At 37.2% G+C, this 24314-nt stretch carries 20 protein-coding genes; 13 read left to right on the plus strand and 7 right to left on the minus strand.

What is annotated here, in order from left to right; translation table 11 throughout:
* Positions 1-20: 20 nt before the first annotated feature.
* The 8 genes from H592_RS0101865 (at position 21) to H592_RS0101900 (ending at position 8166) form a co-directional block, all read left to right on the plus strand.
* Complete coding sequence (locus H592_RS0101865) at positions 21-1010, plus strand: GlxA family transcriptional regulator (RefSeq protein ID WP_211235601.1); 990 nt, start codon at positions 21-23, stop codon at positions 1008-1010.
* A gap of 20 nt (positions 1011-1030) precedes the next feature.
* Positions 1031-2170 (plus strand): MFS transporter, encoded by a 1140-nt coding sequence (locus H592_RS0101870; protein WP_028867246.1) that lies wholly within the window; start codon positions 1031-1033, stop codon positions 2168-2170.
* A 374-nt stretch (positions 2171-2544) separates the two neighbouring features.
* Positions 2545-3390: a hypothetical protein gene (locus H592_RS0101875; RefSeq protein ID WP_028867247.1), complete on the plus strand. Its 846-nt coding sequence runs from the start codon at positions 2545-2547 to the stop codon at positions 3388-3390.
* A 267-nt stretch (positions 3391-3657) separates the two neighbouring features.
* Positions 3658-4272 carry a hypothetical protein gene (locus tag H592_RS0101880; protein ID WP_028867248.1) on the plus strand — a complete coding sequence of 205 codons (615 nt, stop codon included), beginning with the start codon at positions 3658-3660 and terminating at the stop codon, positions 4270-4272.
* A 682-nt stretch (positions 4273-4954) separates the two neighbouring features.
* Complete coding sequence (locus tag H592_RS0101885; RefSeq protein WP_028867249.1) at positions 4955-5278, plus strand: hypothetical protein; 324 nt, start codon at positions 4955-4957, stop codon at positions 5276-5278.
* A 350-nt stretch (positions 5279-5628) separates the two neighbouring features.
* Complete coding sequence (locus H592_RS0101890) at positions 5629-5940, plus strand: cupin domain-containing protein (protein ID WP_028867250.1); 312 nt, start codon at positions 5629-5631, stop codon at positions 5938-5940.
* Positions 5941-6555: 615 nt separating this feature from the next.
* Positions 6556-7443: a DMT family transporter gene (locus H592_RS0101895; RefSeq protein WP_028867251.1), complete on the plus strand. Its 888-nt coding sequence runs from the start codon at positions 6556-6558 to the stop codon at positions 7441-7443.
* A 195-nt stretch (positions 7444-7638) separates the two neighbouring features.
* Positions 7639-8166, plus strand: coding sequence for a DUF8051 family protein (locus tag H592_RS0101900; RefSeq protein WP_028867252.1), 528 nt, complete (start codon positions 7639-7641; stop codon positions 8164-8166).
* Positions 8167-8841: 675 nt separating this feature from the next.
* Here H592_RS0101900 and gcvP read toward each other — a convergent pair.
* Together gcvP and gcvH are read right to left on the minus strand one after the other, a co-directional pair.
* A complete protein-coding gene (gene gcvP / locus H592_RS0101905) occupies positions 8842-11757 on the minus strand; it encodes an aminomethyl-transferring glycine dehydrogenase (RefSeq protein ID WP_028867253.1) in 2916 nt (971 codons plus the stop codon).
* Positions 11758-11942: 185 nt separating this feature from the next.
* Positions 11943-12320 carry a glycine cleavage system protein GcvH gene (gene gcvH, locus H592_RS0101910; RefSeq protein WP_028867254.1) on the minus strand — a complete coding sequence of 126 codons (378 nt, stop codon included), beginning with the start codon at positions 12318-12320 and terminating at the stop codon, positions 11943-11945.
* 366 nt (positions 12321-12686) lie between these two features.
* On the opposite strand from gcvH, the gene H592_RS0101915 reads away from it, so the two are divergent.
* The 4 genes from H592_RS0101915 (at position 12687) to H592_RS0101930 (ending at position 17097) form a co-directional block, all read left to right on the plus strand.
* Entirely contained in the window at positions 12687-13313 is a 627-nt protein-coding gene (locus H592_RS0101915) for a helix-turn-helix domain-containing protein (protein ID WP_028867255.1), read from the plus strand.
* Positions 13314-13761: 448 nt separating this feature from the next.
* Entirely contained in the window at positions 13762-14880 is a 1119-nt protein-coding gene (gene gcvT / locus H592_RS0101920; RefSeq protein WP_028867256.1) for a glycine cleavage system aminomethyltransferase GcvT, read from the plus strand.
* 685 nt (positions 14881-15565) lie between these two features.
* The gene (locus tag H592_RS0101925; protein WP_028867257.1) at positions 15566-16309 is read left to right on the plus strand and encodes a pseudouridine synthase; all 744 of its coding nucleotides are present in this window, start codon (positions 15566-15568) and stop codon (positions 16307-16309) included.
* Between the two features lie 170 nt (positions 16310-16479).
* Complete coding sequence (locus H592_RS0101930) at positions 16480-17097, plus strand: MarC family protein (protein ID WP_028867258.1); 618 nt, start codon at positions 16480-16482, stop codon at positions 17095-17097.
* A gap of 224 nt (positions 17098-17321) precedes the next feature.
* Here the strand turns inward: H592_RS0101930 and H592_RS0101935 are convergent, their stop codons facing one another.
* Complete coding sequence (locus H592_RS0101935) at positions 17322-18245, minus strand: M14 family metallopeptidase (protein ID WP_028867259.1); 924 nt, start codon at positions 18243-18245, stop codon at positions 17322-17324.
* 193 nt (positions 18246-18438) lie between these two features.
* On the opposite strand from H592_RS0101935, the gene trhA reads away from it, so the two are divergent.
* Entirely contained in the window at positions 18439-19065 is a 627-nt protein-coding gene (trhA, locus tag H592_RS0101940; protein ID WP_028867260.1) for a PAQR family membrane homeostasis protein TrhA, read from the plus strand.
* A gap of 190 nt (positions 19066-19255) precedes the next feature.
* Here trhA and H592_RS21335 read toward each other — a convergent pair whose 3' ends face one another.
* From H592_RS21335 to H592_RS0101965, 4 genes are all read right to left on the minus strand, one after another.
* Positions 19256-20092 (minus strand): ABC transporter ATP-binding protein, encoded by an 837-nt coding sequence (locus H592_RS21335; RefSeq protein ID WP_037070701.1) that lies wholly within the window; start codon positions 20090-20092, stop codon positions 19256-19258.
* Positions 20093-20174: 82 nt separating this feature from the next.
* Positions 20175-21122 (minus strand): ABC transporter permease, encoded by a 948-nt coding sequence (locus H592_RS0101955; protein ID WP_245600350.1) that lies wholly within the window; start codon positions 21120-21122, stop codon positions 20175-20177.
* Positions 21123-21440: 318 nt separating this feature from the next.
* Positions 21441-22826, minus strand: coding sequence for a CmpA/NrtA family ABC transporter substrate-binding protein (locus H592_RS0101960; RefSeq protein WP_028867262.1), 1386 nt, complete (start codon positions 22824-22826; stop codon positions 21441-21443).
* Between the two features lie 250 nt (positions 22827-23076).
* Positions 23077-23775, minus strand: a complete 699-nt coding sequence (locus tag H592_RS0101965; RefSeq protein ID WP_028867263.1) for an ANTAR domain-containing response regulator — start codon at positions 23773-23775, stop codon at positions 23077-23079.
* Positions 23776-24314 lie beyond the last annotated feature (539 nt).

Below are 24314 nucleotides of genomic sequence, written 5' to 3' on the forward strand. Positions count from 1 at the left end.
CTCAAATGGAAGTGATACCCATGAAAATACAATATCCAATCAAAGTTGCTGTTATCGCTTATGATGGTGCAAATGCAGTTGATATTTTTGGTCCTTTACAAGTTTTTGCCAGTGCCAATGAAATGTATAAACGCATGCATTCTGAAAACTTTGATATTTACGAAATAAAATTATTTAGTCTTACTCAACTGCAAATTAAACTTCATACGGGAACCAGTGTTTTAACTGATGGTGTGCTTGACGATCTTGTTCAATATCAAGCTGATACTATTATGATCTCAGGAGGAGAGGTGGCATTGTCGTTAGCTGATCAACCTGAAGTGATTTCTCAATTACTGCCCATTATGGATCAAGCAAGGCGTGTATCTTCAGTATGTAGTGGGGCGTTTATTCTTGCCGCAACAGGGCTAATGGAAAACCGTCAAGCAACGACACACTGGGGGCGTTATGAGGAGTTTTCTACACGCTTTCCTTCAGTCACACTCAATATTGATGCTCTGTTTACTAAAGATGATAAGTATTACTGTTCAGCTGGTGTGACTTCAGGAATAGATTTGTCGCTTTATTTAATTCAAGAAGATTACGGGCATCGGATAGCTTTGGAGACCTCTCGCGAGATGGTTGCATTTTATCATCGTCCTGGTGGACAAAATCAGTTTTCTAGTATTAAAACCACTGTTAGCGCAAGCAGTGATGCGATAGTGCTAGCTCAGAATTGGATTGATAAAAACCTAAATAAGGTATTGATGGTAAGTCAGCTTGCAGAATTAGCGGCAATGAGTGTGCGTAATTTCTCTCGAAAATTTACACTGGAAATAGGTTTACCTCCTTCACGCTATATTGCCAAAGCGCGCTTTAACAAAGCACGTTTATTGTTGGAAGAAAACAACACATCAATACAACGAATCGCTTACTTATGTGGCTATGAAAATAGTGAATCTTTTAGGCGTTTATTCAAACGCGAGTTAAATATCTCACCTTCAGAATACCGCAAACGTTTTCATATTTAATTTAAAAAAGGACTGATTAGATGAATGTTAGCATTATTGCCCTGTCTTTCTCCCAGAGTTGTTACTGGTTTGCTGTATTAATTGGGGTCAGTTTATCATCAATTATTGGTATTCAACTTGCGCCTTATTCTTCATTGGCGACTCTCCCATATGGTTTAGTAAGCTTAGGTGCTTTAATAGCGACTTATAAACTATCTATTTTCATGCAGCAACATGGGCGTCGTAAGGGCTTACGTCTCGGCGCAATTGCAGGCGCTATTTCTGGTTTGTTGTGTATGTTAGCTATTTTACAAGAGAGTTTTTATTTGTTTTGTTTGGCGAATTTTTTAATGGGGATTTATCAGGCATCCTCAGTTTTTTATCGACTAGCAGCAATTGATGAAACACCAATAGGTCAACATGGCCGTGTCATGGGCTTAGTGTTGTCTGGGAGCTTGCTTGCTGCTGTTTTAGGACCTAGTTTGGCGATGCAAGCAAATCAATGGATAAAACAACCTGCCTACCTAGGCGCATACTTAATGTTGACTGTGTTTACTATCATTGCCTATTTTTTACTAGGTAAACTGAACGTTCAAGTTATTGCTCAACCTATAATTAAAAGCGCAAGCTCTCGCTTTATTAAACATTCAGGCTTTTTGATAGGAGTATTTAATACAACCTTCACTCAGTTTGTGATGGTGTTGATGATGGTAGTGACACCCTTAGCAATGCATTCAGGTCATCACTCTACAAATCAAGGGATATCTGTTATCGGTTGGCACATTATTGGCATGTTTTTACCCTCATTTTTTAGTGGAAAATTGATTGACCGATTCGGCACAAAATCGATCACAATAACAGGCCTATGTATCTTATCTCTTAGCGCAATGATGGCCATATTAGGGATGGAGTTGATCAATTACTACGTGAGTTTATTTCTACTCGGAATGGGATGGAATTTTATGTATATGGCTGGCACTGCACAATACACAAAATCCATTGAACCAATAGAAAAAGGAAAAGCACAAGGAGTGTCTGAGGTGATTATTGCCTTATCAAGCATTATCGCGGTTATCAGTGGAGGAGTACTTATAAATTGGTTTGATTGGCAACAGATTAATCAGTGTGTTTTATTGATATTAGCCTGCATATTGTTACTTAATTTATGGTTTAAAGATTAGCTTATAAGCCCTAATGGGTAGCCTATTGCATACCTTTTGCGTCTTAAAAATGGAGACTTCATTAATTTTACTTCTGTTACCTTTTTATATGCTATAAATGTTTTTTACGTTAGTTTTAACAAATTAACAAATTAACAAATTAACATATTAACAAATTAACAAATTAACAAATTAACATATTAACAAATTAACAAATTAACATATTAACAAATTAACAAATTAACAAATTAACAAATTAACAAATTAACATATTAACAAATTAACATATTAACAAATTAACATATTAACAAATTAACATATTCCATCTTTCGACCTGAAATATGGAATTTTTCGGTATAATAAGATGTTATGTGACTTAATCGGGGGTCTGTGGTTTGCTTGATATTACTAAACGTATAAAATTTATTGAATTTCTATTATTAGAAAATACAGTAGAAAGCCTAACATACGCCGCTCTCGAAGGAAGGCTAACAATTGAGTATTTATGTTATAAGCGCTTTAAGCTGTCGTATTCATATATATCTGCTGAGGATCTTAAAAATTGGCAACCAAAGCATGTTGTAAAGCAAATATCTGAAGAGATTAATGAAAATATCAATAAAGGCTTTACCTTATCTATATCAACTGAGTCCTTAAGTGGTAAATTACCTGCAAATAAAGAGGAATTTGAATCAGTTAACTACACACCAATAGGTAATCAATCTGCAATCAATTTAAATAAGCTACATAGTTTTTGGCATGGACTGTCAAATGTAGCACTGCACATACCTGTTCCGAATATTGATTCTGGAGATATCCGTATATACGGGGATAGGGAGATAATAAAAAAGAAAATTGAAAATCTTCTTGTTTATTTATTAACATTAAAAGAAGGTAACTTATTAATGGGTGGCTCTTTAGGGAAGGAGTTTTCTTTTAATTGTTTCGCCTGTGAAACTTTAATTAAAAAGCCTTTTAAACTTCTAACTGCTCCAATTATTGCAAACTGTATTAACCCAAAGTGCAATGAAAGTTATCTTATTGAGCCAAAAAAAAATAGTGAACATGAAATAACACGATGCATAATTAAGTTTTTATGTTTAGGTTGTAAAAAGGATTTAGAAATACCTTCAAACGTATTTAAAGATCTTAAATTTCAACAACAATTAAATATTTTCTGTGGAGAATGTCAAACATCTCAAACTGTTATTATGAGACCTTTAGTTAAAAATAATTTTTAGTAACTGTCACTATAAGTCACTTCAGGAGGACAAATAACAGTTAACTTTTGCTCCAGCGTAGCTATTGTAGCCAACAATTATTTGCCTCTGAATGAGGAGTTGAGGTTGTAGAATAACTCCTTTTTTTGTAAATTAAGAAAAATATCGACCTTTGACTTTTTATTTTATTATTAAATTTTTAAAATCGCTGCTTTCCTTGGCATTAAAGAAATTCTAAAGCCTCGTTAGAATTTTTCGTGACTTCACCTTATTAATAGGTTTGATAGAATGATTGGTTTTTCAAAGAAAATAGATATGAAAGCTTCTCTGCGCAGAGGATTGTATCAAGAAGTGATCTTAATGATGGCATTCATAGAACAACAAAATTACCAACTGGAAAATTACACTACAAAATTTTCGGATATGCTCATGAATGGTGGAAGGGGCGTTTCAAGTAACGAGTATTCTGACCGAGTATCAGTTTCAAATATTAGTAATGGCCAATATGACTTGGAAGCTACTTTTAAACAAGATTTGCCTAATTATGTCAGAAAGTCCCAAGTCTTAATGCTATGGGCAATGTTGGAAGACACTCTGGGTTACATTGTACGTGAGCTTAGTAGTCAAAAAAACATTAGCTTTCGGGGTAAAAAGAGGAACGAATCTATTTTCATACATTATTTAAAATGGTTGGAGAAAATAGATGATCGAAAACTTACCTCTGAACCATCAGTTCATTTTTTAAATAGTAATGTAAGAAAAGTTAGAAACTCTTTGGTTCATGGTTCAACACTTACTGTTTTGCATGAAGGTTATGAAGTAACTGATACTGGCATAATTATATCAGCTAAATATGTATGGGAGATTTGCATGTCCATTGATTGTTTGGCACGGCAGTTATAATCATTCTAACAAGTTAATCAACTGGATGTATTACGGTTGTCATCATTTTTTAAAGCAAAAGACGCAAAAAAAACACCAACCTATACCCAGTTATTAAGGCGATAAAATTTAATTGTGAGTATCGTAATGAATATAGATTTACCGTTACTTGTTCAAATATATCGTTTGTTCATTCCTGTAGTTGCAATGACTGGTATATATATAGCTTGGCATCAATACTCTGCTAATCGTTAGTTTGATCTCTATGAAAAACGATTCAATATATATAACTCTATTTCGTAGACCTTGAGCTCTCTTTAATGGTCAGAGGGGCTAAGTAAAGAGCAATTTCATTCTTATCAAACAGCATGCAACCAAGCCCAGTTTTTACTTCCTGATGAAGTGTACTTACAAGTGCAAAAAATGAGAAAGTTAGTTGGTAAGTGATATGTGAGTTTTATAGGAAAGTGACAGACAAAAAACTGATAAACATAATGTTTAGTTAATATCCCTAAAAAGAAAAGTTGGAAGCTCTTGAGCCTAAGATTGCAAAGTTTTTTAGCGATATCCTCAACTTTAAAAAATTCTAACTAGCTAATCAGCTGAACGTATAGCAGTTGTCATAGTTTTTTCAAAAAAAGCGTAAAAACAACGTCAACCTAGATGCCAGTTATCAGAACGCCATATCGCACAAGGAGGTTTTGTGAATAAATTACATATCGCAATTGCTACACATAATATTAAAGAAACTATCAAAGATTACACTATTCGTTTAGGCGTGGAACCATGCTCATTTGTATTAAATGAATATGCCTTATGGAGAACTGAGTCACTTAATTTATCAGTCAGACAAGATTCAACCTGTAAGCCTGGAGAGTTACGTCATTTAGGTTGGGAAGATTCATCAGCAGAAGAGTTTAGCCAAGATTCTGATGTAAACGGTATCGTTTGGGAGCGTTTTACTGCTCAGCAGCAAGCAGATGAAATAAATGAAATATGGCCAGAAGCTAATTTTATTCCAGAGTGAGTGCGTTATAAAAAACAATAATTGGTGCAGCACAGTCGACACCTTATCTGGGGGGTGGACAACCTCAAGCGATGGCCCTAATGGGTGACGCCATAATGAGACACATTATGCCTATTAAGATTTTTGATTCCATTGGGGTTTAACCTTGGTGCTTATTAACTCAAAAAATGCCTCAGTGTTAGCCTTACAATCCTATCTATGACTCAATTTAATCAATTAGTTAATAAAAATAAAATAATCTATTTAATCTCAAGTAAATGTAAGCTACTGTCATTTTTATTTAATATAAACAGCCTGAAATTTAGAAATTCTACAGTCTCGTTATAGGCTGTTCATAATTTGGAAGTAACGTGGAAATAATTAGAAGTAAAGAATTCAAATCTGAACGCGCTTGGGGTGCAAAAAATATCGCAACTATGAACGGCATCACGACGCGCTTGCATTGGACTGATCAACCTTATAAGTGGCATGTGAACGATGGTGAAGAAGTATTTGTTGTTTTAGATGGAATAGTTGAAATGTTATTTAAAGAAAATGGAATTAAGCAATCAACAATTCTAGAAACTGGTGATATATTTTATGCTTCTATTGGAACTGAGCATGTTGCGCATCCTCGCGGAGAAGCAAGAATCTTAGTCGTAGAATCAGAAGGAAGCGTATAAAAAGGCACTTAAATGCAATAAAATTAGTGTGTTATGTTTCGCTTTACTATGCATTTAAACCTGCAATTTTTGTCCGCTTAATGCGGCAATAGTTTAAAAGTGAAGAATAGTGCAATGTTCAGGTTATTTAAGAAAAAGAAGTTGAGGGGCCATTCGAACAATCTTAAAATCGTGCGGTATTTACTATTAGGCAAGTTATTGATGGTGAACACACTATTTAAGCTGTATATCACGACTTAGAAGATGATGGCTGGCAGTTTGTAAGCAACATTGAATACTCAATGGAAGATGCCAAACTGGTTAGTTTAGAAGAAATTATCCAAATTTATCCTACTGTTTTGAGGTCGCCAATATTGAACCAGGATACCATGCTTGACCTAATACAATAGGTGACAAATGGTCTGTGTCATTAACTCGAGAACCGAGTAAAGAGTAAACTATAAGTTATTAAAGCAGGACGAAAAACAGTTGGCTTTTGTTCGTATCTCACAAAGTATCGCCAACTATTGTTTATAGTTTATTGCGGTGTTAGAAGGCATTTAAACTTTAAAGCATCAAAAACACAGGAGGTTGTCGGTTAAACTCTCCAGTAATAATGCTAATTGGATCAGATATATGACTCACAACTATACACCTACTGTTAAAGACTGGCTTTCTCTACTGTTACTTATTCTGCTGTGGGGGACATCCTTTATGTTTACCGCTGTCTCACTGCAAAGCTTTAGCCCTGTGGGGATCGTTTCTCTTAGAGTATTGATTGCTGCGATTATTCTAACGCTGTTTATGTATGCCAAGGGCTGGCGTTTGCCTGCGGAGCCGTTGGCTTGGGCGATATTTTTGTTGCTGGGTATTATGGGTAACTTATTGCCATTTCTTCTGATCTCTACAGGTCAGAAGGATATTAGCTCGGGCATTGCGGGATTGTTGATGGCATTTATGCCGCTGGCGACAATGATTTTGGCACATTATTTTGTGTTGGGGGAACGTCTCAATCGCTTTAAAATACTTGGTTTTGTGCTAGGTATCACTGGCGTGGTGATTGTGCTTTGGCCTTCGTTAGTAGGAACTCACAGTAACTTAATGAGTGGTCTATTGATTTTACTCGCCACTTTTAGTTATGCGATCAATACTATTTTGGTAAGGCGATTACCCTCCTATAACCCTGTTGTAAAGTCGGCTGGTGTGATGATTATTTCCAGCATCGTGATAGTGCCATTGTGGCTGTGGCAAGATTTACCGTGGCAGCAAAGCTATTCTTTAAAAGCTACGTTGTCCGTGTTGTGGTTAGGTATCGGCCCAACTGCGTATGCCACTATTCTGTTGTTTGCAGTTATCGGCACGGCAGGCCCTACGTTCCTTTCGTACATTAATTACGTGATCCCTGTCGTGGCGTATTTTACTGGTGCGCTTCTTTTGGGCGAAGTCATTGAATGGCATAGCCTAGCGGCGATGTTATTAATAATTTTAGGGATAGCCCTCACGCGCAAGCGGGTTGCTCATTGAATCGGCTGTTGGTGCGATCTCGGGGAATGTCGTGTTAATCAGTGGTATTCCACTTACACATTTTCCAACAAGCGACTTAAATGGACGCAAAATGGCTGTTGCTGTTTTTGTCAACAAACGAAAGCCAGCAAAAATAATACTATTCTAGGCGCCAGTTAACGAAGCGTGATATTCAATCGGGAGCGTATTAAACCTATGTACGATAAGCCTATGTACGCTAAAATTAAATACTTAACCGCTACATTGTTGCTTATCTCTTTTGTGTTGTTGAGTATTTTGATACCCGGCGGTGCAATTGAAACGAGAAGCTTTACTCACATAGCTCCCTACATATTAGGCTCATTTAATATATTTCTAACCTTTTTAGGAATGACAAGCTTGCTCCTCACTTATTTCGTGATCCGGAAACTGAAGTGGGCGTACTTTATTTCAATTATTTGTGCAGCTTCGTATTTATCTGTATATGCTCTCGATCTTGGCGGTATATTTCCTATCTCACCTGATCCAATGCCAACTGGTTTATTTGTAATAGAAATAGTTGGCTCCATTATATCAATCCCGTTGATGTACTTTTCAATACTAGGGCTATCAAATAACAGTAATGATAATAAACCCGAAGTTGTTAATATCCACTCTAAGAAATTTGCTTTTATTGCCTTAATATTAATTACCGTGTGCGTGAATATTATTATCTTTGCTACCAAGTCAGCAATGGGTAACTAATAGTAATCTTCATAAAATCCTGATCAATTTTGCTGGTTAAAATTAATGAACACTTCGTTGTTTTCAATCCCAATAGCTCGTTATTACTCAATCAAACGTCTTAATCTCATTGATTTTTCCTTTGCATTTTTTGACAATTAATTAAGCTGAAATGTATGCCATACAAGATACATAAAAGGGCTGATAACCATTGGTTTTTAGGTTTTAGCCGCTTGTTTTAACCAACTATTATTTACCGCTTAGAGGCGCGTTAGTTGCTATCATAGAGCTACGGAGGATTTACGAAGAATTATTTAAGGTACGATTCGAAGTAGTTGAAAGAGCAACAATATCAATTCCTTTCGAAAATACATATGTTGTATGCAAAATGTTGGAAGTGTTGTAGTACTTTAAAAATACTGCTCAGTTAAAAATTTTTATGAGAAATTAGATAATAATCAGGAACGCTCTGTTATTGATGCAAAATGCCGCTTGTTGAATGGTTTAAATCAGCGCTATAGCAAAACGAATTATTTATTAGCAATAACGTTTGTCTCTGAATAAGGGGATATTTCTCCTTGAACGATAAGACTACAGCCATAAAAAAGGCGAGACATATTTGTCTCGCCTTTCGGCTATTGTTAGTTTGAAACGCTATTAAAGTTTCAAACTTTATTCAAAACTAGCAAGATACAATTAATCTTCGATATAGCTTTCAATACTTGGGCATGAACAGATCAAATTTCTGTCCCCAAATACATTATCTACACGATTTGCAGTTGGCCAGTATTTAGCGCCTTTGCTGAACTCTGATGGGAAACAAGCGACTTCACGTGAGTAAGTATGTGTCCACTCAGTTTCCATTAAATCCACTTGAGTATGTGGCGCATTCACTAGTGGGTTATCTTCTAGTGTCCATTCACCTGATTCTATTTGGCTGATTTCCTTACGGATTGCAATCATCGCGTTACAGAATCTATCTAACTCGTTTAAGTTTTCAGACTCAGTGGGTTCAATCATTAATGTTCCCGCTACAGGGAATGACATGGTTGGCGCATGAAAACCGTAATCCATTAAGCGCTTAGCAACATCTTCACCTGAAATGCCTGAGGCAGCTTCAATTGGTCGAATATCGATAATACATTCATGCGCAACACGTCCTTCTTTACCAAGGAATAAAATAGGGTAGTGTGGGCGCAAACGTTCCATCACGTAGTTTGCATTTAATATTGCTAATTTAGTGGCTTCCGTTAATCCTTGCTCACCCATCATTGCAATGTAGGCATATGAAATAGGCAAGATAGACGCTGAACCTAGCTCTGCTGCTGATACTGCATAATGTTTGTTATCTGCAGATTCAGTTACTTCGATGTGTCCTGGTAGGAACGGGATCAAGTGTGCTTTAACGCCAATTGGTCCCATACCTGGGCCGCCGCCGCCATGAGGAATACAGAATGTTTTATGCAAGTTAAGGTGTGAAACATCTGAACCGATAAAGCCCGGTGTTGTTATTCCTACTTGTGCATTCATGTTGGCACCATCAAGATAAACTTGGCCACCAGCTTCATGCACCCATTCACATACTTCTTGAATCGACTCTTCGTAAACACCGTGTGTCGATGGATAAGTGATCATGATGCACGATAGGTTATCGCGGTGTTTATCTATTTTTGCTTTTAAGTCTGCATGGTCAATATTACCTTGTTCATCACAGCCTACAACAACCACTTTCATTGAAACCATAGAGGCTGATGCAGGGTTCGTACCATGTGCTGAACTTGGGATTAAACATACATTACGGTGACCCTCACCATTATGTTGATGGTAACGTTTAATCGCGATTAAACCGGCATATTCACCTTGCGCACCTGAATTTGGTTGCAATGAGATGCCGTCGTAACCAGTGATTTCACATAACATGGTTGATAGTTTCTCAGCTAATTCTTGGTAACCAAAGCTTTGTTCTGTCGGTGCAAAAGGGTGCATTTGTCCAAATTCAGGCCATGTAACAGGTAGCATTTCTGCTGCTGCATTTAACTTCATGGTACAGCTACCCAATGGGATCATACCGTGTGTTAATGAGTAATCTTTGTTTTCTAGTTTTTTCATGTAACGCATCATTTGCGTTTCACTTTGGTGATCTGAAAACACAGGGTGTGTTAAGTACTTACTAGTACGACGACAGTTACTTGGGATTGCTGCAAATTCATCTTTAGCAATATTTTCACTGAAATCACTAACTTTAAGTGCTTTACCAGTAATGGCTAATAACAAATCCTCTACATCTTTGGCAGTGGTTGTTTCGTCTAAACTGATGCCTAGTTGCACAGTGATATTATCTGGCGATGGGACTTGTTTTGCAGGGTATAGACGTAAGTTCATGCCTTCTGCTAATGCACGGTGGTAAATCGCTTTACTGTGTTCATTTGTATTAATAGTTAACGTATCAAAGAAAGTGGTGTTTTCTAATTCGATACCTTCACTTTGTAAACCAGCAGCAAGAACGGCTGTGTAATGATGAACACGACGACCGATTTTTAATAAACCTTCTGGCCCATGGTATAAGGCATAAAATGCGGCCATGTTGGCTAATAGTGCCTGTGCAGTACAAATGTTGGAAGTGGCTTTTTCACGACGAATATGTTGCTCACGTGTTTGCATCGCCATGCGTAATGCTGGTTTGCCTTTGCTGTCTTTTGACACACCAATTACACGACCCGGCATAGTACGTTTGAATTTATCACGTGTTGCCATGAATCCTGCGTGCGGACCACCAAACCCCATTGGTACACCAAAACGTTGTGCGCTACCGATAACAACATCTGCGCCCATTTCACCCGGCGCTTTTAATAGCGTTAATGCTAATAGGTCTGATGCAACAGCGACTAAGGTATTTTTAGAATGAGCTTGTGCAATGATGTCTGTTAGGTCAATGACATGACCGGTAGTATTTGGGTACTGTAAAATAGCGCCAAACACATCTTGGTTATCTAATTCTTGGGCAGTACCTGTAATGATTTCAATGCCGATATATTCTGCACGTGTACGAATAACATCGACTGTTTGTGGGTGTAACCCGTCACAAACAAAGAAAGCATTACTTTTACTTTTACTGGCACGTTTACATAAGGTCATTGATTCTGCAGCAGCGGTTGCTTCATCTAATAAAGACGCATTCGCTAAATCCATTGCTGTTAAGTCCATTACCGCTTGTTGGTAATTTAATAAAGACTCTAAACGGCCTTGAGATATTTCAGGTTGATAAGGTGTGTAAGCTGTGTACCAACCTGGGTTTTCTAATACGTTACGCAGAATAACATTAGGCGTTAAAGTGTTGTAATAACCTTGGCCGATGAAGCTTCGGTTAACCACATTCTTTTCTGCAATCGTTTTTAGTGAAGCTAACATGTCAGATTCACTTTGTGCTTCGGCTAAGTTTAATTTTTTTGGAAGGCGAATAGCGGCGGGCACAGTTTGGTCAATTAATTGATCTAAGCTAGTTGCACCAATGGTGTCCAGCATCCGTTTTTGTTGTGCAGGGTTAGGCCCGTTGTGACGCGTTGCAAATTCTTGTTGGTCGCTTAATAAATCGAGTAATGTTGGAGCAGTCATATTCATCCTAAACAGTCGCTGTTGCAGAAAATGTAAGAAAGATTTTTTATAAACCCGCTAAAATGTATGGTGTTAAAAGCGCAATGGTTTATAAAATAAAGGCGATTTTCTATGAAGTCGCCTTAATCATCATTGTTAATGGTTTGCTTTAAACTTGTTGGCAATTGCAGAACAAAGCAAAAAGCTTATTCTTCGTTTGCTGCGTGGTAGTCTTCGCTTGACATCAAGGTATCTAGCTCAGCTGCATTTTCAAGTTTAATTTTAACAATCCAACCCGCAGAGTAAGGTGATTCGTTAATCAACTCTGGGCTACCTTCTAGCTCGTCGTTAATTTCAACGACTTCACCAGTAACAGGCGCATAAAGGTCAGACGCTGCTTTTACTGATTCTACTAAAGAAAAAGCTTCTCCAGCTTCAGTAGTATCGCCAACAGCAGGTAAGTCAACAAATACTACATCACCTAATAACTTTTGTGCTTGGTTTGAGATGCCGATAGTAACGGTACCGTCACCGTTGTCTAATACCCATTCGTGTGATTCTGTGAACTTTAATGCACTTTCCATAGTTAAATCCTTCGCTAGTAAATGATATTGAGGCTGAGTGTTTCGCTATCAAGCATAACACTCACAAATTCTATTTCTACTACATTGTTAAGGTTCTGCCAACCCAAAAGTTTCCAATAGTGGAATTATCTCTATCCAATAGAAACAACTCATTAACATGATGCTTTTAGCTTTTAATAGGCTCTAACCTAAATAAGTTAACAATGTAATAACAAGTGTTGGTCATTATAAGGACTTATTTACTCAAAGTTGAGTAAAAGTTTCCAAAAGGAAACTTTATTTCCGTAATGTGACATTGATCTTTATTTTAAAGTGCGCTTTTATTTTTGTTCGATAATATAGTGTCTCATAGACAGGAGAACGAGAATGACTGATCACCAACAACAAGATATTTATCCATCAATGACGATTTCTACAGATCAGCATGAACAGAAGATAGCTCCTATTAAATTAGGTGAACGATTGAAAGAGATCCGTCGTTCATTGGGGTTAACATTAGAAGAGGCGAGTCAAAAAACCGGGTTAGCGCGTTCAACTTTATCTAAAATTGAAAATGAGCAAATATCACCGACTTTTCAAGCAATGCAAAAGTTAACGAGTGGATTACAAATCAATATTCCACAATTATTTGCGGCGCCTAAGCAAGTGCATACAACCGGTCGCCGTGATATTACGCGAAATGAGGAAGGAAAAGCACATCCAACTTCAACCTATGAACATGAGTTATTAGCGACGCAATTAACCAATAAAAAAATGATGCCGTTTAAATCATTAATTCGTGCACGTAGTTTTGATGCGTATGCCGATTGGATAAGACATGACGGTGAAGAGTTCCTGTTAGTGTTAAGTGGAGAAATTACATTTTTCTCTGAATTTTATGAACCGGTCAATTTAACTGAAGGTGATTCAGTTTATTATGATGCCAACATGGGACACATGTTGATCTCGGTAAGTGAAGACGACGCCAGTATTTTATGGGTGACCGCTTCTTAGTTAATCATCGAAATTTTTGGTGGTAAGTTATTAACTCAGGTAGTTGCTGAGACCGTATGTGAGGGAAATGGTAAGTAAGTCGATAAGTGACGCAGTCAGCAAATGGGATATTAATGCAGATATTTAACAAGCATCTAGCATTTTTACCAAACATGATTACTTAACACGATTACTTAACATAGTTACTTAGCATAGTTACTTAACATAGTTACTAAACATGACTCGCTAACACTATTATCGAACATTATTAATAAAGATAAACGGAAGCATCAATAAATCACATTAACAACGAACAACATTATTAATAGTTAAACACAAAATACATTTACAAATAACGGGCTACGATAACGTTTAAATCAACGTTAAAAATAGCTTTAAACAACACAATTAAATTTACTAACTAAACGTAAGTGACGTTTAATAAATTATAGCCTTTGGAGTAAAAACAATGTCAGAACAATTATTAGTTACACCGTTTCATGCTTTACATATTGAAATGGGCGCAAAAATGGTTCCTTTTGCTGGTTATGATATGCCGGTGCAATATGCATTAGGTGTAAAAAAAGAGCACTTACATTGTCGTCAATCGGCGGGTTTATTTGATGTGTCTCATATGGGACAGCTGCGTTTAAAAGGTGCTAATGCAGCGGCGGCGATAGAAGCTTTAGTTCCTGTCGATATTATTGACTTGCCGGCGGGTAAACAGCGTTATGCTTTTTTCACTAATGAGCAAGGTGGTATTAGTGATGATTTAATGGTGACTAACTTTGGCGACCACTTGTTTGTTGTAGTCAATGCGGCTTGTAAAACACAAGATATTGCTCACCTACAAGCTAATCTTCCTGCTGATGTTGAAATTGATATTATTGAAGACCGCGCTTTATTAGCGATTCAAGGCCCAAAAGCAGCTGATATGTTAGCGAAGTTAAATGCTGACGTACAAAAGATGGTGTTTATGGATGCTGAAAAAATACAGCTCGTTGGGGTTGAATGTTATGTCAGTCGTTCTGGTTACACGGGGGAAGATGGTTTTGAAATATCAGTACCTGCTGCGCAAGCTGAACAACTTGCTCGTGAACTATTAGCAAATGATGAAGTGGAGTGGGTTGGGCTGGGTGCTCGTGACTCATTACGTTTAGAGTGCGGGTTATGTTTATATGGCCATGACCTAGATGAAACAACAACCCCTGTTGAGGCAAGTTTGCTATGGGGTATCAGCAAAGCTCGTCGTGCTGATGGCGTGCGTGCCGGTGGTTTCATAGGTAGTGATATTATTCTGGAACAAATCGCGACAAAACAAGTTTCTCGTAAACGCATTGGTTTAGTGGGTCTAACTAAAGCACCGGTTCGTGAAGGTGCTAAATTGTTTGATGCCGCTGATAACGAAATTGGTATTGTGACCAGTGGTACTTTTGGCCCGACAAAAAGCATTCCTGTTGCTATGGGGTATGTTGGCACTGATTATACTGCGATTGGTACTGAATTATTTGCAGAAGTGCGTGGTAAAAAATTAGCAATGGTTGTTGAAAAAATGCCATTTGTAGCACAAAGCTACTATCGCGGTTAAATAAACTCAGTGATATGCAGGTTTCAACTATTTCTGATAGTGTAATTTGGTAGGTTAATAACGTCGTCGTTATTAACCTACCGCTTTAGATCCTGATACTGAAAGCACGTTCTAAACGTGCAATTAAAGCTGACAATCACATTGTCAGCTTTAATTTTTTAAGGGGTTAGATAATGTTAATAAAAGAGGATGCTACGGTAGTGGATGCCATTATGATACACAATTCAAAGGTAATTCAGCTGCAGTCGTCCTGCTAACATCATGGGTAGGCGATGAGTTAATGTAGAACATCGTGATTGGAAATAACTTATCTGAAACGGCCTTTATTAAAAAGTAGCGGCCAATAAGTTTGAAATCCCTTGGTTTTCACCGTTAACTGAAATTGACTTTTGTGAGTATGCCACGTTAACGTCTTCTTTCATTTTATGTCGATACTATATCATTTGTTTAAGCAGCCTTGGTTTTACCATTTCTGGTTTACACAGCCTGGCTTAATAGGTTTAGTCGAATCGGTATTTACTTATAATTACTTGGTTATGGTTATGGTTATGGTTATGCTGAATTGTGTAACGAACATCTGTACCGCTAATCTATTTTGTAACTGGTTAAATATATTAAGTAAACCTTAACGTAAATACTTGGTAATCTCCTGTTGAAAGCCATATTCAATTAACTCGGTAGCATAATGCGTTTAGATAAATTTATTTGTAAAAGTACGCAATTAACAAAGCAGCAAGCCATCACGGCAATAGAGTCGGGCGAGATCACTGTTAACGAGCAAGTGATCAAATCGGTTGCTACTCAAGTTCATGAAAATAATGTTATTCAGCACCAAAATCAAGTATTAACAGCTCGTCCATTTCGTTATTTATTACTGCACAAACCTGCCAATTTTATCTGTTCAAATGTAGACGATGTTTATCCCTCTGTGCTTAATTTATTAAACTATTGCAGTAAAAATAGAAATGTTCAGGTTGTACAGAATCTAGAGCTCGTTTCTGAGTTACATATAGCAGGGCGCTTAGACGCAGATACCACTGGGTTAATTTTGATTACAGATGATGGGCGTTGGACATTTAATATCACGTCGCCCAATAATGGCTGTAAAAAAGTATACCGTGTAGGATTATCCCGACAGATTAACCAGGAGGTGATAAAGAGGTTTGAACAAGGTATTCAGTTACAAGGAGAGAACAATTTAACGTTACCAGCCTGTTTAGAAATGATCAGTGACACAGAGGTTTTGTTAACTATTACTGAAGGTAAGTTTCATCAGGTAAAACGTATGTTTGCTGCGGTTGGTAATCGTGTTTTATCGTTGCATAGAGAACAAATTGGGGCTATAAAATTGGATGTTGAAGTAGGTGATTGGCGATATTTAACTGAACACGAAATCTTGTCATTTCATAAACAAAGCAACATAAGTTAAAGCGCCTTAAGTTAATGTAAGCTAAAGTAATGTAAGTTAAAAATGTAGTAATTTATAAAATGGAAAATGTAAGCCTGGAATTATATAGGTTAAAAGTAATCAAAGTTAAATTTATAGTCTAGTTAATTATATTTCAACTGTTTACTCGGCTCATCAAAGGATAATCGTCAATGAATGATTTATATACACAAGTAATCACCGTCTTTTTAGGTTTTTTTGCGATCATGAATCCCATCGCTAATACGGCTGCTTTTGCAGGGTTGGTGGGTGATAAACCCAAAACTGAACAAATAAAAATTGCAGCTAAAGCCTTAATTATTACGTTTATTGTGATCTTGTCTTTTTCTTTACTTGGTAAAGCAATTTTTCACTTATTTGGTATCACCATTTCAGCCTTGAGAATAACTGGTGGAATTTTGGTGTTTCTTGTTGGGTATCACATGCTTAATGGGCACGGTTCTAAGTTACACTCCGCTGAAAACAAAGATGAAACAGATGTCGCCGTTTCCCCTTTAGCCGTACCTTTACTTGCTGGCCCAGGTACGATAGCTACTGCTATGAATTATTCTTCATCAGGTGAAATATCTGGTATCTTAGTGACTGTTTCTGTATTTGCGGTGTTATGCATTATCACCTTTATCTGTTTTATATTTAGTTCAAATATTCTAGCGGTGATAGGTAAGAGTGGTTTGAGTATTGTAACCCGTCTAATGGGGTTAATTCTTGCGGTGATCGGAATGCAAATGGTCATTGTTGGCATCACTGAAGTGGTTAGTACCATGACTTAGACTACCTGACCTTTTACAGCCTTGACTGACAAACGCTTAAAAGGCGTTGAAAGAATTTAAATCGGTTTATACAAAGATAAAGAAGGTCTAAAAATGCGCAGACTTAATTTATGCAGCGCAATGTGATCCACTGCTCAGTAGTAGATTAATAACTTTAACGACTACAATGACGTTATTTTTTAATTAATAACGTCTGTTAGAACTGTTATTCAATACTATTAAGTCTATTTGTTAGCAGTCAGTACAAAATCTAAGGCGGCTTTAATTGCAGCTACTTGTGCGTTATTACAATCTTCATCCGTGGCTTTTTCACTATCAGGGTAAACCTCTGTTGTTGTTGTATAAAGTGCGTTGGTCATCCCACCACATAAACCCAACTGTTTAACCGGATAGTAAATGACACCTTCATCTTCTGCTATCGAGCCAATTATTTCGCCTTGATCATCTGCGGGTGCAATATGCGTCACTTGTTTAACCGCTTTAATGATTGCGGCTTGGAAAGCGGTTTGTTTATTTTCAGCGTCACCCACTAAATAAAATCCATCGGGGATAGCACCTGGAATATAGTCTTCACCGTCTCTTGCTGCTAATGCCGGTCTAAACTCACTTTCATCAGAATCTGTTGTCTCGTGTAAATCGATATGAAGAATTATTTCTCCTTCTAATCCAGCGACAAAGCGCATCGCATTACTGGCTTCTTCACTTGGGCTATTGACTGTAAAAGAGCGGTTTGGATCGATGGCATAAGGATTCCAACGAATAATATGTTCGTATCCCCATGGGCTCACACAGGGTAAAACAACGATATTAACATGCTCGGAATATTCATTTGTGGCCGTTTGTAAAAACTGAATGGCACCGTGGACGCCACTAGTTTCATATCCATGTACACCGCCAGTGACTAATATGATGGGTTTATTACGATCCCATTGTTGATTGGTTAATGCAAACAAAGGGTAACTGCTAGGGTTAATACTTAAAGCTCCATATTGCACAAGGTCAAATTCGCTGCTCAATTGTTCCAACGACGTTACCACTTGTTGCAGATATGAACGAGATTTTACACAAGCGTTTAACCATTGTTTTTTTTCAGTATCAGACCAAGCGATACCTGCTTGTCCGATCGGATAGAATGTATTTTGTGACATGTATTTTCCTCTTTAGATGCTTAAAAACAGAGTAAACTGAATTTGCTGCGCGTTTAACTGTCTGCTTACTTGGCTGCTGAAGTGACTAGTTCATTGAGTATAACTGATCATGTGTTCGATGATTATACGCTTATTATTTAAATACTTAAGTCACGTTGTAAATGAACTTTATGTATTAAGAGGAAGACGTTTTATGTACTACGGTGAAAAGCTAAATAGTATCACTCACCTTGTTGGGGCTATATTAGCATTGGTCGGCTTTGGGTCGTTGTTAACTATTGCTTTTGAACAAGCGCATTGGCGAATAGTCGTGAGTTTTGTTGTCTTCGGCTTAACCTTGATTATGCTTTATAGCATGTCCACTCTGTACCATAGTTTGCAAAGCGTTAAACTTAAAAAAGTATTCCAACAGTTAGATCATGTGTCAATTTACCTTTTAATTGCAGGCACTTATACACCTTATATGTTGCTGTCTTTAGAAGGAGATGGAGGCATGTTGATGTTAGCTTTAGTGTGGGGACTCGCTGTCATTGGTTTGGTCATTGATGTACTGATTGTAAAGCGCATAGAGTGGTTACAAATCATTATCTATTTGGCCATGGGGTGGATATGTGTTTTTAAATACAGTAGTTTGCAAAATGCTATTCCAGGACCTGGTATTACATGGTTAACGGTCGGTGGCATCGCTTATACTGTGGGGATTGTGTTTTATGTCTTGGACGACTTTGATAAGTTAAAACATGCTCATGGTATTTGGCACTTGTTTGTGTTGATGGGGTCGGTCAGTCATTTTATCTCTATTGCTTTTTATGTTCGTTAAGGTCGATTACTTCATTAAGTGCTTGATTAACATCAAAAGATAACTTGGCTGATACATGTAGTGAGGTCATTTGTCATTACCTTAAGCACTTTTTTAGCAACAAACGTTCAAAAAAGCCTAGATCACCGATAGTTTGTTATCAAAGTGATCTAGTTACTGAATGTTGGTGAATACATAATAGTATTCACCATTAAGCTGTTTTAGGTTCGTTTGTCGCAGGTATAGTTTTGTTTCGAATCGTTTCTACTTTACGCTGTTTTTCATACAAAAAAGTTAATACCTCTGAACGTAGACGATTGTAATGCATATCTTTTGATAAACTTAAACGGTCTCGCGGACGCTCTAATTCAACATTCAAGATTTCACCAATGGTTGCACTCGGCCCGTTAGTCATCATCACTATTTTATCTGACAGTAATACCGCTTCATCTACATCATGGGTGATCATAATAACGGTATTGTTGAGCTCATTTTGAATCTCCATCAAAGAGTCTTGCATATGTGCTCTAGTCAATGCATCCAATGCTCCAAAAGGCTCATCCATTAATAAAACCTCGGGCTGCATCGCTAACGCACGGGCGATACCTACACGTTGTTTCATACCGCCAGATATTTCGTTGGGACGTTTATTCATTGCATGATCCATGTGTACCAATTTTAGATTATGTTCAATCCATTCTTTTTTCTCGGGTTTGCTCATGGTTTTACCAAACACTTGCTCAACCGCTAATTCTACGTTTTGATAAGCGGTTAACCAAGGCAATAAAGAATGATTTTGAAATACGACGGCTCTTTCTGGCCCGGGTTCGGTAACTTCTTTACCACTTAAAATGATACCGCCCTTGGTCGCTTGATAAAGTCCAGCAACCACATTCAAGACCGTTGATTTACCACAGCCTGAATGGCCAATTAGCGACACAAATTCACCTTTTTTAATTTTTAAATTAACATTTTTTAATGCGGTAAAACCACCGGTTGGGGTTGGAAACACCATATCTATATTGCTGATATCAAGTAAAATGCTCATTATTCTTTCCTTAATTTCTGATACTTCGATTAAATAAATTAGACTTTTATATTGTTTGATTTATCTACAATGCTAGTTACCACTAAACCGTAGTTGATGATTTATCCCAAGAAGCCATTCGTTGTAGTTGCAACATGCCTCTATCAAGTACAAAGCCAATAAAACCAATCACGATCACTGCTGCCATAATACGCGCTAAAGAATCAGAGCTACCATTTTGAAACTCATCCCAAACGAACTTACCCAAGCCTGGATTTTGCGCTAGCATTTCGGCGGCGATTAATACCATCCATGCCACTCCAAATGACAAACGCATGCCTGTAAATATCATGGGTACAGAGGCTGGTAACACAATTTTACGAATATGAGTAAACAGAGGTAAACGTAAAACGCGGCTGACATTTTTTAAGTCTTGATCTAATGAAGAAACACCAATTGAGGTATTAATGACCATTGGCCATAAGCTACATAAAGTGACGGTTAATAGTGAGTTCACAAATGACTTAGAGACTAAAGGGTCATCTGACACATACAAGGCACTGACGACCATAGTAACCAGTGGAAGCCACGCTAATGGCGAGACAGGTTTAAAAATTTGTATAATGGGGTTTACTGCTGAGTTTAAGTTTTTACTTAATCCCATGGCAATACCTAATGGGATAGCGATGATCGCGGCTAATAAAAAACCACTGGTGACTGTGATTAAACTGGTTACAATTTGATCCAAGAACGTTTCTTTACCTGTGTAGTTTCTGATTTTGACTTGATAACTAGGGTCTGCGGCTAATCTTTTATCATTACGAATATGTTGGCGATCGTAGAACTTATCTGCTTTGATGCGTTCGGCTGTATGTTCATCGTAAAGAGAGTGAAACTGTTGGTAAACAGCCGTTGGCCCCGGGAAATCACCTAAAGACGTATGAATATTTTTTGCGGCAATGCTCCATAGTAATAAAAAGATCATGATACCAAGTAGTGGCAAGATAACTATTTGGCAAGCCGACTTAAATAAACCCTGTAAGTTGCTCATTAAAGTGGGCGAGAGTGTTAATTTATTACTCAGTGAAATGGTTGTCATAGTCTCGATTCCTTGTTAACGCTAGTGATACTAAGTGCAGTAGACAGTGCTCTTATTATTCAAATTTACTGTATAAATGTACGCGTCAAAAGAACAAGCTCTTGGCTGATAATGCCATTAAATAAATACTTTATTGTGCGTAAAATTTAGTCATTTGAGTAACTACAATTAATATGATTGGATTCGAGTTCTTATTCGTTTGTTATTGTTTTGTTTATAACAATTGTGCCGATTAAGCTCGAATCCAGTAATGATTAATTAAATAGGATGTTAAAGTTTGTCTTCTTTTTTAAGACCAATTTTAAATGAATCGATATAAGCATTAGGTGTATTACCGTCATAAACTAAATCATCAATAAAGTGAGTTTGTGGTGCTCTAAAACCTTTTTCAGTGGCAAAATCAGGAAAGTCTTTGGCCTTCGCCAACTTCTCATCAATCAATGATTGCGCGGCTTTCTGGTAGATGTCAGGACGATAGACTTTTTTCGCTAAGTCTTTGTACCATTGGTCAGATTTTGCTTCTGAAATCTGTCCCCAACGACGCATTTGCGTTAAGTACCAGATAGCATCTGAATAGTACGGGTAAGTTGCATTGTGTCTAAAGAATACATTGAAGTCAGGCACTGCACGTTTATCACCTTTTTCATATTCAAAAGTACCGGTCATGCTATTGGCAATTACTTCGTAATCTGCCCCCACATAATTAGATTGTGACAATATTTTCACTGCAGCAGGGCGGTTAGCATTGTCTTTTTCATCTAACCACATAGCTGCACGAATTAGTGCACGTGTTAAACGGATCGTTGTATTAGGGTATTTCTCTGCAAATTCAGCGGTTAGACCAAACACTTTCTCTGGGTTATTTTTCCAAATTTCATAGTCAGTCACGACAGGTACACCAATGCCTTTAAATACGGCTTGTTGATTCCATGGTTCACCTACTGAGTAACCGTAAATTGTGCCCGCTTCTAGTGTTGATGGCATTTGTGGTGGCGGAGTCACTGATAAGATGGCATCACTGTCTATGTGTCCACTTGTATCCCCTTTATGTGGTGCATAAAAGCCAGGATGAATACCACCAGCCGCTAACCAATAACGTAATTCATAGTTATGCGTTGATACTGGGAAAACCATGCCTAAATTAAACGGTTTACCCTGTGCTTTATAAGATTCTACAACGGGTTTTAGTGCATCCGCTTTAATAGGGTGAACAGGCCAACCATCAGCTTGTTTAGGAATATTAGGTTTCATCTGCTTCCAGATTTCATTAGAAACCGTGATTGCATTGCCATTTAAGTCCATGGAAAAAGGCGTAATAATATGTGCTTTTGTACCAAAACCCATGGTCGCTGCAATAGGTTGTCCTGCTAACATATGTGCTCCATCTAACGTGCCATCAATTAAACCATTTAGTAGAACCTTCCAATTGGCTTGTGCCTCAATGGTCACGTATAAGCCTTCATCCTCAAAATATCCATTTTCGTAGGCTATAGCGATCGGTGCCATATCTGTTAACTTAATAAAACCAAACTTTAGTTCTTCTTTTTCTGGGAAACCTAACTCTTCAGCTTGTGAAAAAGAGACAATTGTCGCTGAAATAGCAATACTCAATGCTAGTTTCTTCGCCACAAACTTAACGGGTTTAATCCAACTCATATTGTAAAATCCTTTTATTAATAGACATTTTTTGCAAAAAAAAACGCGCATCAATCCTCTTGTAAAAGAGTGTTGATGAGCGTCGTTGCTCTTCTTAAAACCCCAACATCATTGTGTGGATTCTAAATATCGTCCTTACTATCTACTGGCTATCTTCATTGATAGAAATAAAATAGTATGGTTATTGCGATGACTGTGTTTATATACAGTCTATTGAATAATAATTAATTTTTAGACTAAATTTTCTAAACTATATTTCTAAACTATATGCGTCAGTTACATTTTGAGAGACGGTTGCTAATGTTTGACCATTATTCATTGCCATGGTGCGTAATAAAACAAAGGCGTCTTGCTCTGTGATGCTTTTCTGTTGCATTAAATAACCTTTTGCGCGTTCAACAATTTTTCGGTTAGCTAACTGTGTTTTTGTTTTATCTAGTTCTTTGCGCAATGATTGGCGCTGTTTATATTGTGCTTCAGCAACCTTCATTAAAAAGCTTAATTGGGTGGGCTTTACATCATCAATATATGAGCTTACACCTGCTTGTATCGAAGCATTGATGACATGCTCATTTTTATTTTTAGTAAATAAGATAATTGGTAAAGGCGCTAACTGATTAATATTTTCAAGAGCGGTAAGCAATGATTCATTAGGAGAGCTGGTATTGATCATTAATAGATCAGCGAATAGCGGGGCTGATATTTTATTTTTAGTACTTTGCTTACCATGATAAGAACCTTGTTTTTTGCTTTGTTGATGCCATTGTTGTTGCTCATTCAGCTTCAGTGCAAGCTGATTGAATTGATTCGTTTGTATATGTTCTGTTATGGCATAACCAAGGTCTTGTAAAGCAATTTTGAACGGTGAAGGATCCATGATGACATCTTCAACTAGTAAGACCGAACGCGTGTGTACGGAGGTTACTAATTTACTATTTACTTTCATCATTTATTTGGCTCCTTTTAATAATTGATACTGTTGTGCATGTTTCTCATATAGCAGGATGAGTGCCAAAAGTATTTATGTCTTTATTATCAGTTGCTTAAGGTTTTAAGCGCCATCCTACACCCTATTAGGTAGCAAGGTTATTGCACCATTAAAGAAAAGTATTGATAGATTGCACTGTCTCGGTGCAGGTCTGTATTAGATAAAATAGGCTTTATGTAAGGGGTTTTTAACGATGTTTATTGAAAGATCACTCTGTGGATATTTTAAAGCATATGAAAGCAATGGTTAGGTAATTTGCAGTGATAAAGGTGCAAATGGAATAAATGCACAAAGGTCTAAAGGAATAAAGGAATAAAGGTGTAAAGGAATAAATGTCTAAAAGAATAAAACCAGCCTAACGAATAATCACTAAACTGGTTTTTAATTAGCATCTGTTAACAATGTACCATGTTACTCAGTCTCTTGCTTTTCTTGTTGCTCTTGTTTCTTTTTCTCTTCTTCATGACCCGAACCGCCACATCCACCACAACAACTCATAT

Source organism: Psychromonas arctica DSM 14288 (assembly GCF_000482725.1).
Lineage (GTDB): Bacteria > Pseudomonadota > Gammaproteobacteria > Enterobacterales > Psychromonadaceae > Psychromonas > Psychromonas arctica.

What these genes read in the sequence shown, in the direction of transcription:
- H592_RS0101865 (WP_211235601.1), top strand. Translation starts at nt 21, where the DNA reads ATGAAAATACAATATCCAATCAAAGTTGCTGTTATCGCTTATGATGGT.
- H592_RS0101870 (WP_028867246.1), top strand. Translation starts at nt 1,031, where the DNA reads ATGAATGTTAGCATTATTGCCCTGTCTTTCTCCCAGAGTTGTTACTGG.
- H592_RS0101880 (WP_028867248.1), top strand. Translation starts at nt 3,658, where the DNA reads ATGATTGGTTTTTCAAAGAAAATAGATATGAAAGCTTCTCTGCGCAGA.
- H592_RS0101895 (WP_028867251.1), top strand. Translation starts at nt 6,556, where the DNA reads ATGACTCACAACTATACACCTACTGTTAAAGACTGGCTTTCTCTACTG.
- H592_RS0101900 (WP_028867252.1), top strand. Translation starts at nt 7,639, where the DNA reads ATGTACGATAAGCCTATGTACGCTAAAATTAAATACTTAACCGCTACA.
- gcvP (WP_028867253.1), bottom strand. Translation starts at nt 11,757, where the DNA reads ATGACTGCTCCAACATTACTCGATTTATTAAGCGACCAACAAGAATTT.
- gcvH (WP_028867254.1), bottom strand. Translation starts at nt 12,320, where the DNA reads ATGGAAAGTGCATTAAAGTTCACAGAATCACACGAATGGGTATTAGAC.
- H592_RS0101915 (WP_028867255.1), top strand. Translation starts at nt 12,687, where the DNA reads ATGACTGATCACCAACAACAAGATATTTATCCATCAATGACGATTTCT.
- gcvT (WP_028867256.1), top strand. Translation starts at nt 13,762, where the DNA reads ATGTCAGAACAATTATTAGTTACACCGTTTCATGCTTTACATATTGAA.
- H592_RS0101925 (WP_028867257.1), top strand. Translation starts at nt 15,566, where the DNA reads ATGCGTTTAGATAAATTTATTTGTAAAAGTACGCAATTAACAAAGCAG.
- H592_RS0101930 (WP_028867258.1), top strand. Translation starts at nt 16,480, where the DNA reads ATGAATGATTTATATACACAAGTAATCACCGTCTTTTTAGGTTTTTTT.
- H592_RS0101935 (WP_028867259.1), bottom strand. Translation starts at nt 18,245, where the DNA reads ATGTCACAAAATACATTCTATCCGATCGGACAAGCAGGTATCGCTTGG.
- trhA (WP_028867260.1), top strand. Translation starts at nt 18,439, where the DNA reads ATGTACTACGGTGAAAAGCTAAATAGTATCACTCACCTTGTTGGGGCT.
- H592_RS21335 (WP_037070701.1), bottom strand. Translation starts at nt 20,092, where the DNA reads ATGAGCATTTTACTTGATATCAGCAATATAGATATGGTGTTTCCAACC.
- H592_RS0101955 (WP_245600350.1), bottom strand. Translation starts at nt 21,122, where the DNA reads ATGAGCAACTTACAGGGTTTATTTAAGTCGGCTTGCCAAATAGTTATC.
- H592_RS0101960 (WP_028867262.1), bottom strand. Translation starts at nt 22,826, where the DNA reads ATGAGTTGGATTAAACCCGTTAAGTTTGTGGCGAAGAAACTAGCATTG.
- H592_RS0101965 (WP_028867263.1), bottom strand. Translation starts at nt 23,775, where the DNA reads ATGATGAAAGTAAATAGTAAATTAGTAACCTCCGTACACACGCGTTCG.